Genomic DNA, 7991 nt, shown 5'->3' on the forward strand with positions numbered 1-7991 from the left:
GGCCCCGCTCGATTTCACGCGCCAGGGCCACCGTCTGCGGCAGCGGCGTGGTGTCCAGCTCCTCGCGCAGCAGGCGGCGGCACCGCTCGAAGGCGTTGAGCGCGGCCATGCGGTCGCCCGCCACGTAGTGCAGCCGCATCAGCCGGCGCCACGCTTCTTCCGAATACGGGTCCATGGTGAGGAGCTGCTCCGCGAGCGCCAGCGCGCCCGTCAGGTCCCCCCGCTTCTCCCGCGACTCCGACTCCGCCACGGCGGCCCGGCGGCGAAGCTTGTCCAACCGCTCACGCGCGCCTTCCAGCCATGTTTGGAACTCTGAGCAATCTTCGTATTCCAGGGCGCCCAGGAGCACGCCTTCCAGCATGAGGGCTTCCGAGAAGCGCCCCGCGAGCACATGGGCCTGGAGCTCGGCGGCGTCAGAGACGACGCCCGCGCCCAGCGAGAGGACGTCGGTGCCCTGCACCAGCTCCGCGCCGCAGGCGAGCCGCAGCCGGCGCAGCAGCTGTCGCATGTTGTTGCGCGCGGTCGTCTCCCCGGACTCCGCCCACAGCAGGCCGGCCAGGCGGTACTTCGGGTGGGGGCCTTCCAATGCCAGCCATGCGAGGACGCCCGCGGTCCGCCGCTCCAGGGGGATGCGCGTGTCGCCGACCCGGAGCCGGGCTTCGCCCAAGAGTTCCAGGTGAAAGCGTTGTGTATTTAGCAGGCCGTCGGCGGCCATGTCCTCCGGGATTCCTCGCATGGGCGGGGCTCTAAGGTAACACGTTCGCCGAAAACCTCCGTAACGGGTAGGGATTGCCCCAGCAGTGACAATTTTTGCGTGTGGTTTTTCCGTCACACGGCAGCTCGCCGCTCTGGGCGGATGCTGATCCAGGCTTCCGGACCCGTCACAGCGTGGTCACACCTGATTCGTTATTAAAAATGCCAGACATTGCCCCAGGAGGCATCCATGGGTTGTGACAGTCAGCAGACGGACGCGCAGGTGGACGTCATCATCAGCGGGTGTGGTCCGGTGGGGGCGTTGACGGGCAACCTGCTGGGGCTCATGGGTGTGCGCACCTTGCTGCTGGAGCGGGACGTGACGCCGCACGGCGAGCCCCGGGCCTTTTCGTGCGACGACGAAGGCCTGCGCATCTACCAGTCCACCGGACTGTTGGATTTGCTGCAAAGCAACATGCGGGAGAGCCGTTTCGCGGAGTACGTGGGCGGCACGGGCAAGCGCTTCGCGGAGATTCACACCGGCGAGACGGACTTCGGCTTCGGGCACACGCCGCTGTGGTTCTTCCACCAGCCGCTGCTGGAGGGCGCGCTGCGTGACGGGCTCAACCGCTTCGAGCACGTGGAGCTGCGCAAGGGCGTGAGCGTGGAGGGGGTGGTGCAGGACTCCGACGGGGTGACGGTGCGCTACCGCGATTCGCGCACCGGGGAGCAGCGCTCCATCCGCGCGAAGTACCTGCTGGCGTGTGACGGGGCGCGCAGCGGCGTGCGCAAGGCGATGGGAATCCCGATGGCGGGGCGGGCCTACGGCGAGCCCTGGCTGGCGGTGTCCGGCACCGTGGTGGAAGGGGACGTGCCGGAAATCTGCCGCTTCGTGTGCGACCCGAAGCGTCCGGCCTTCGTGGCCACCGGCGCGGTGAACCAGATTCGCTGGGAGTTCATGATGATGCCCGGCGAGACGCGCGAGCAGCTGGAGAAGTCGGAGACCATCGCCGAGCTCATCGCGCCGTACGTGGACCCCAAGCGGGTGCGCATCGAGCGGGCGCAGGTCTACACCTTCCACTGCCTCAACGCGGCGCGTTGGCGCCAGGGCAACGTCTTCCTGCTGGGCGACGCGGCGCACACCATGCCGCCCTTCATGGGCCAGGGCCTGGTGTCGGGGATGCGGGATGCGTCCAACCTGGCGTGGAAGCTGAAGCGCGTGCTGCACGGGCAGTCCTCCGCGTCGCTGCTGGATACCTATGAGCAGGAGCGCCGGCCGCACGTGGAGGCGGTGCAGAAGCTGTGTGTCCGGGTGGGGCACCTGTTCCTGGCGCGCAACCCCTTGGTGGCCTCCGCGCGTGACGCGCTGCTGCGCACCCTTCAGCGCATCCCCCGGGTGCGCAAGTTCATCGAGGGCTTCGAGTTCAAGGAGGCCCCGGCGCACGCGAACGGCTACTACTTCGGCGACAAGGGCGAGTACTTCATCCAGCCGCGCGTGAAGCTGCCGTCGGGGGAGGAGGTCCTGCTGGACGACACCCTGGGCAATGAGTTCACGGTGCTGTGCCGGGGCAACGCGCCGTCGGCGGAGCGGGAGGCGGCGCGCGAGCTGGCCGAGTCGCTGGGGGGCCGGATGCTGACATTCCATCCTCCGGCGGAGGCGGTGGACGGCGCCGGCGAGGACGCGCCCGCCGTGGTGGACGTCACCGGAAAGCTGGCGGACTGGTTCTCCAAGCACGCCGCGGACGTGGTGGTGCTGCGGCCGGACCGGTTCGTCTACGGCGCGGTGCGGTCGCGGCGCCTGCCGGAGCTGCGGGAGGCGCTCGGTGTGTAGGGCCGGGGCCTCCAGCCGTGAACTACTAAGGAGTTAGTTGATTTAGAACTAAGCCCTTAGTAGTTTGCGCGTCACGGAGGTTCGCTCGTGACTCGCAAGCCTGAGCCCGAAGTGGTTCCACGGCCGTTGACGCCGGTGGAGCTGGAGTTGATGCACATTGTCTGGCGCCTCGGTGAGGTGAGTGTGGCGGACGTGCTCGCCGCGCTGCCGCCGGAGCGCGCGCTGGCCTACACGTCCGTGTCCACGGTGCTGCGCATCCTGGAGCAGAAGGGCGTGGTGGAGAGCCGCAAGCAGGGCCGTGGCCACCTGTACTCGGCGGTGTTGCCGCGCGACGCCTATGAGGCGCAGAGCGTGCGCCACCTGGTGGAGACGGTGTTCGACGGCACGCCTTCCGCGCTGGTGGCGCGGCTGGTGGAGGCGGTGCCCCTGTCCGCCTCGGAGGTGGACCAGCTCCGAGAGCTGCTCGACGCGAAGGGGCGCAAGCCGTGAGCGCCGCGCTGCGGGAGCTCGCGTCGCTCTATCTGACGCAGGCGCTGCTGCTCGTCGTGGCGCCGCCGCTGGCCTGGCTGGCGCTGGCGTTGCTGAAGCGGCTGGGCCGTCCCTTGTCGGCGCGGCAGTCCTCGAGCGTGGCGCGTGGCGTGTGGCTGCTCGTGCTGGTGCTGCCCTGGCTCGCCGCGGCCGTGCACGCGCTGCTGCCCACCGGGCCCCGCTTCACGTTCGAGCGCTCCGTGGCGCGTCACGCGGGCCGGCTGCCCGCGCCCTTGTGGCCGCCGCGCCCGGTGGCGGAGCCCGCGCGGGCGCGGGAGTCCGCGCCCGCCCTGCCGCCCGTGCTGCCCGCGGCGGCGCTGGCGCTCCTGTTGGGAGGAGGCGCCTTCATCACCCGGGCGCTGGCGCGGCATGCGCGCTTGCTGCGCCAGTTGGAGTCGCTGCCTCGCGTGCGCGGCGTGGGGCGTGTCGCCGTGGTGCTGGGCGAGGCGGGCATGCCGGCCTTCTCCGCGTGGTTTCCGCGCGCCGGGCGTCAGCCCTCCGCGTGGGTGGTGGTGCCGCCCGCGCTGCTGGAGGACGCGGAGTCCTTCCGGCTGACGGTGCTTCACGAGCTCCAGCACCACCGGCAGCGCGACACGCACCGGGCCTTCGCGCGGCTTCTCCTCACGGGGGCCTTCTTCTGGCATCCGGGCGCCCATGCCCTGTCCTGGTGGATGGCCGCGCTCCAGGAGTTGGCGTGTGACGAAGCGCTGGTGGCCGGTGGCCGCGTCCAGGCGCACGCCTACGCGAGGTGTCTGCTCCAGGCGGCGCTGGCGCTTCCGCTCAAACCGTCTCTTCCCGCCGGAGCCACCGGCATGTCCCACCCCACCACCCGGAGAATCCAGATGCTCTTCCAACCTCGTCCCGCCCGTGCCCGGGGTGTTTCCGCGCTCCTGGCCGCGCTGTGTCTCGTCCTGGTGCCGCTCGCGGCGCTGTCACAAGGCGTGGCGCAGGGCCGCGCGGTGACGCTCGTGGAGGCGCAGGCGCTCGCCCGGTCCAGTCAGCCGGAGGGAGATTTGCCGGTGGTGGTGGACGCGCATGTGCTGGCGCGGCTCAACACGCTCACCGGTTCGGAGAAGGGACGCGCGTTCATGAAGCGCGCGCTGGCCAACCTGAAGACACACCGGGAGGCGCTCTCCGCGCCGCTGCGCGCGCGGGGGCTGCCCGAGGGCTTGCTGGCTGTGGCCGTCGTTGAATCCGCCGCGACGAACATGCCGGAGACGGACGGCCGGCCCTCGCTGGCGCCGGGCATGCGTGGCGCGGGCGTGTGGATGTTCATTCCGGAGACGGCGCGGCGGTACGGGCTGGAGGTGAGCGCCGCGCGGGACGAGCGGCTGGACGTGGCGCGTGAAACCCAGGCCGCCGCTTCGCTGCTGTCGGACCTGCACGCACGTTATGGCGACTGGCGGCTGGCTCTCGCCGCGTACAACCAGGGGGCGAAGAAGGTGGATGCGGCGCTGGCCGCGGGCGGCAGCCGTGACGCCACCGCGCTCATCGACGCCGGGCACCTCAATGACTACGCCGCCACCGTGCAGGCGGGGCTGCTCATCCTGCGCAACCCGCACCTGTTGGACTGAGCCCGGTCACTCGGTTGACGTGAAATACTTAAATTACACTTTACTCGCGGTGTGACAGGAAGGTAGTCCTTGCATGTCGCGGCGACATGCCAGACCACGCATCCTGGTTCAGGGGGCGTGAAACAGTCGCAGAGGGGGAAGTCCACATGAAGAAGCTACAGTTGACGCATGGCGTCCGGGGCGCCGTGCGCGCGGTGATGTCTCACCAGGGGCTCCAGGCGCTGGTGCTGGCCTTGGCCATCGTGGTGCCATGGAGTGCCTCCGCCCAGGCGATGACGCTGCCAGGGATGAACCTGACCCAGCACTGTCAGACGCTCTATGGCTCCACCGCGTTCTCGTATCTCCAGCAGCCCAATCCCACGGCCTTCAGCTGGAAGTGCTGGCACCAGAGCCAGTCCAAGAACATGGACCTCAACCGGGCGTGCCGGGACCAGTACAAGCACTATGTCAATGGCGTGGAGATTGAAGAGGGCTACGAGGCTGCGTACCAGAACTACAGCGATCCCTATTCCTGGTATTGCGTGCTCAGAAACCCATACGCGACGGCTCAAGTCCCCAGCTACAAGCCCGAGCTCTATCTGTGGAAGGGGCGAAAAATCGCGTTGCGGACGCCTGACCGGACGACCTGCACCACGCCGCAGATTCAGCACATCGTCACGGGAATCGACAAGGGCGTCGACTTCTATGCCGAGGTCACGGGAGATGACCCGCCGCAACACCTCCACTACGACGAGCTGAACAGCCTCGCGGTGCTGCCCAGCGGAGCGGCGCTGCCCTGCGTCGGCGTGGCGTGCGGCTACCGTGGATTTACCGGCGTGGAGTTCAAGTTCGAGGTGTTCCGGGACCAGATGTGCCCCGACGCCGCGGCGGGGGTCCATGACAGCACGCCCTACTACGAGCTCGGCCGCAACTACTGGTTCTATGAAACCAAGCTCTCCTCGAACGAAGCCAACTACGGCCACAGCATCCGGACGGGCTACGCGGTGGCGATGCGGTTCCTGGCCATGAGCTACGAGGGCCTGTCGGGCAACAGCGCGCACAACACGCTCTACACCCAGCTTCTGGGCCTCGTGGACACCTATCGGACGACCACGGTGGCCTGCGGCACGTCGGGGGCCACGACGACGCCCACGACGCCCGGCGGTTCAACGTGCTACCGCTATGACTGGTCGAACACGCTGCGGGCCAACAGCGGCCTCGCCGGACGCAGCTCGCCGGACCTGTTCGCGTCCATCGTCTTCCGGCTGCACCGGCAGCACGGTTGGAACTTCATCAACAATGTCTGGAAGGAGGCGGCGACGCTCTCCAACGTCACCAGCCCGTTCCATGCCGCGGACAACTTCGTCTTCGCCGCCAGCCGGGCCGCGGGCGTCAACCTGGCGGACGTCTTCCAGAATTCGTGGCGGTGGCCGCTGAGCAGCAGCGCCCGCACGCAGCTCCAGAGCGAGCTCGGCTCCCCGGTCAGCGTCACGCCGTACCACTGAAGTCCGGCTTCGTGGTGACGAGGCCCCCGCCCGCTTCGGTGGACGGGGGCCTCGTGGATTCACGGTGGGCAAGGGCTCCCACGGGGGGCAGGTATCGCCACGCAGGGGCGTGGGGCAGTCCCCCTCATCCGCGGGCCAGTGCTCGCTTTAGAAGCGGAACTGCATCCGCACGCCGCCGGACAGCCAGGCGTGGACCGCCTTGTCGTCGATGCTCTCCGACGCGGACTCGGAGATGTCGCCGAGGATGGGCACGTTCTTCGTCTCCAGGCGGCTGGTCGCCGTCTGGTAGACGCCGGCCGCCAGCGACAGGTAGGGCCCAATGGAGAACGTGTCGCTGACGCGGTAGTCGGCGCCGCCCTGGACGGAGGCGAACTCGATGCCGCGGGCGCCCGCGCCGATGACGGTCTCCAAGTCACCCGCGCTCGCGGAGAGCTTCGTGTCGAGCAGCTCGTAGCCGATGCCCAGGCCCAGCCAGGGCATGAGCTTCTCACTCGCGCGGAAGTGGTAGGACGCGTTGACGCCGAAGCGCAGTTGGTTGGCGGAGCAACTGACGTCGGCGCCGCAGTCCTCGGCGAGGAACACGGGCGCATACTGGAAGTAGGCACCCAGGTAGACGTTCGAGTTGAAGAAGTAGCCCACGTCCACCTGCAAGGGGATGGCGCCGCTGTACGCGTCGCGCATCCCTGGGGCTTCGCCCCGGTCGGAGCCCACGGCGCTTCCCAGCGGGAGGCTGTAGCCCGCGCGCAGCCCCAGCGCGAAGCCCCGGTCCTCTCGCGCCTGCTCGAGCGCCTCGGTGCTCTTGACCTCCTTGCGCCGGAGGTTGCCGTCATTGCGCCAGTCCGCGGCGAAGGAGGGGGCGGACAGCGTGAGGGAGAGCGCCGTGAGCTTCCAGAGCGTGCGAGTCGTCATGGGGAGGGTGTCCAGCGTGAAGAAGGCATCCGCCGTTGCGGTGGATGTGCCTGCTGACGCGAGTCCGCCTGGAAGATTCAACGGTGGGCAACCCGCCGTGCAGCCGGACCCTGTCGCGCATGCGAGGCGTCCCCAAATTGAAGGGACTTCGCCGTGCCATGGAGGCCAAGAATGAAGGGGCTGTTCTATGTGGGCCTGGGGCTGCTCGCGCTCTGGGTCGTGCTCACCGTGACTCGCGTCGTCGTGGGCGGCTTGCTGTGGGTCGTCCTCCTCGCCGGTATCGCCGCGCTGGGGGTGTACGCGTTCCAGGTGGCGTCCGGCCGCAGGCACAGTCGCGGTTAGCCGCCCGGCCTCACGCGCCGGAGACGCTCCCCAGCATCCGCAGCGCCAGCTCGGCGTGAGTGCTCGCCAGGGTCTCCACCGCGATGGGGCCCTCGGGCTCGAACCAGTGGGGGATGCGCGAGCCCATCCCGACAATCGCCGCGGCGGTGATTGTGGGATGGAGCGGGGAGAAGTGTCCCTGGGCCATCCCGCGCTGGATGGCGTCCATCAACATGGCGTTGGCCTTGTCCCGCAGCGCTTGCGCCGGCGCCGCCAGCTCCAGGCTCAGCGCGTAGAACTCCTCGTTCACCACCAGCGCGAGCTGCGGATGCTCCGCGTGGACGCGCGTGTGCGCATGAACCAGCGCGCGCACCTGGTCCGCCGGCGTGGGCTTCGCGCCCTGCAGCGCGGACTCCAGGGCCTCGAAGTGGGCCTCGTGGCCAATGCGCACCAGCTCCGCGAGCACGTGGTCCTTGGCCGCGAAGTGGGCGTACAGCGCGCTGGGCCGCAGCTCCAGGGCCGAGGCCAGGTCCCGAATGGACGTGTCGTGATAGCCGCGGCTCGCGAAGAGCTGCAGGGCCGTCTCCAGGATGCGCCGACGCGTGCCCTCGGGGGGCGCCGCCGCCGTGGGGGGGAGACGGGCGGCCGTGG

The 7991-nt window shown here is 69.3% G+C and carries 8 protein-coding genes; 5 read left to right on the forward strand and 3 right to left on the reverse strand.

Going from position 1 to position 7991, the window contains the following annotated elements; translation table 11 throughout:
- Positions 1-736 (reverse strand): AfsR/SARP family transcriptional regulator (locus tag G4D87_RS29125; RefSeq protein WP_275902307.1); only part of this gene is annotated, 736 nt, incomplete at its 3' end.
- 207 nt (positions 737-943) lie between these two features.
- On the opposite strand from G4D87_RS29125, the gene mhpA reads away from it, so the two are divergent.
- The 4 genes from mhpA (at position 944) to G4D87_RS29145 (ending at position 6110) form a co-directional block, all read left to right on the forward strand.
- Positions 944-2524: a bifunctional 3-(3-hydroxy-phenyl)propionate/3-hydroxycinnamic acid hydroxylase MhpA gene (gene mhpA, locus G4D87_RS29130; RefSeq protein WP_163785977.1), complete on the forward strand. Its 1581-nt coding sequence runs from the start codon at positions 944-946 to the stop codon at positions 2522-2524.
- Between the two features lie 87 nt (positions 2525-2611).
- Positions 2612-3013 (forward strand): BlaI/MecI/CopY family transcriptional regulator, encoded by a 402-nt coding sequence (locus G4D87_RS29135; protein WP_163785978.1) that lies wholly within the window; start codon positions 2612-2614, stop codon positions 3011-3013.
- Complete coding sequence (locus G4D87_RS29140; RefSeq protein WP_163785979.1) at positions 3010-4626, forward strand: M56 and MltD domain-containing protein; 1617 nt, start codon at positions 3010-3012, stop codon at positions 4624-4626. The genes G4D87_RS29135 and G4D87_RS29140 overlap by 4 nt, the downstream gene beginning before the upstream one ends.
- A gap of 146 nt (positions 4627-4772) precedes the next feature.
- Complete coding sequence (locus G4D87_RS29145) at positions 4773-6110, forward strand: calcium-binding protein (RefSeq protein ID WP_240358697.1); 1338 nt, start codon at positions 4773-4775, stop codon at positions 6108-6110.
- A 147-nt stretch (positions 6111-6257) separates the two neighbouring features.
- Here the strand turns inward: G4D87_RS29145 and G4D87_RS29150 are convergent, their stop codons facing one another.
- Positions 6258-7019: a porin family protein gene (locus tag G4D87_RS29150; RefSeq protein ID WP_163785980.1), complete on the reverse strand. Its 762-nt coding sequence runs from the start codon at positions 7017-7019 to the stop codon at positions 6258-6260.
- A gap of 171 nt (positions 7020-7190) precedes the next feature.
- Here G4D87_RS29150 and G4D87_RS39045 point away from each other — a divergent pair, with 171 nt between their 5' ends.
- Positions 7191-7361 (forward strand): hypothetical protein, encoded by a 171-nt coding sequence (locus tag G4D87_RS39045; RefSeq protein WP_176412906.1) that lies wholly within the window; start codon positions 7191-7193, stop codon positions 7359-7361.
- Positions 7362-7371: 10 nt separating this feature from the next.
- On the opposite strand, the gene G4D87_RS29155 is transcribed toward G4D87_RS39045, so the two are convergent.
- Positions 7372-7991: TetR/AcrR family transcriptional regulator (locus G4D87_RS29155; protein WP_240358698.1), on the reverse strand; the 620-nt coding region annotated here is incomplete at its 5' end.

Source organism: Myxococcus vastator, from assembly GCF_010894475.1.
Lineage (GTDB): Bacteria > Myxococcota > Myxococcia > Myxococcales > Myxococcaceae > Myxococcus > Myxococcus vastator.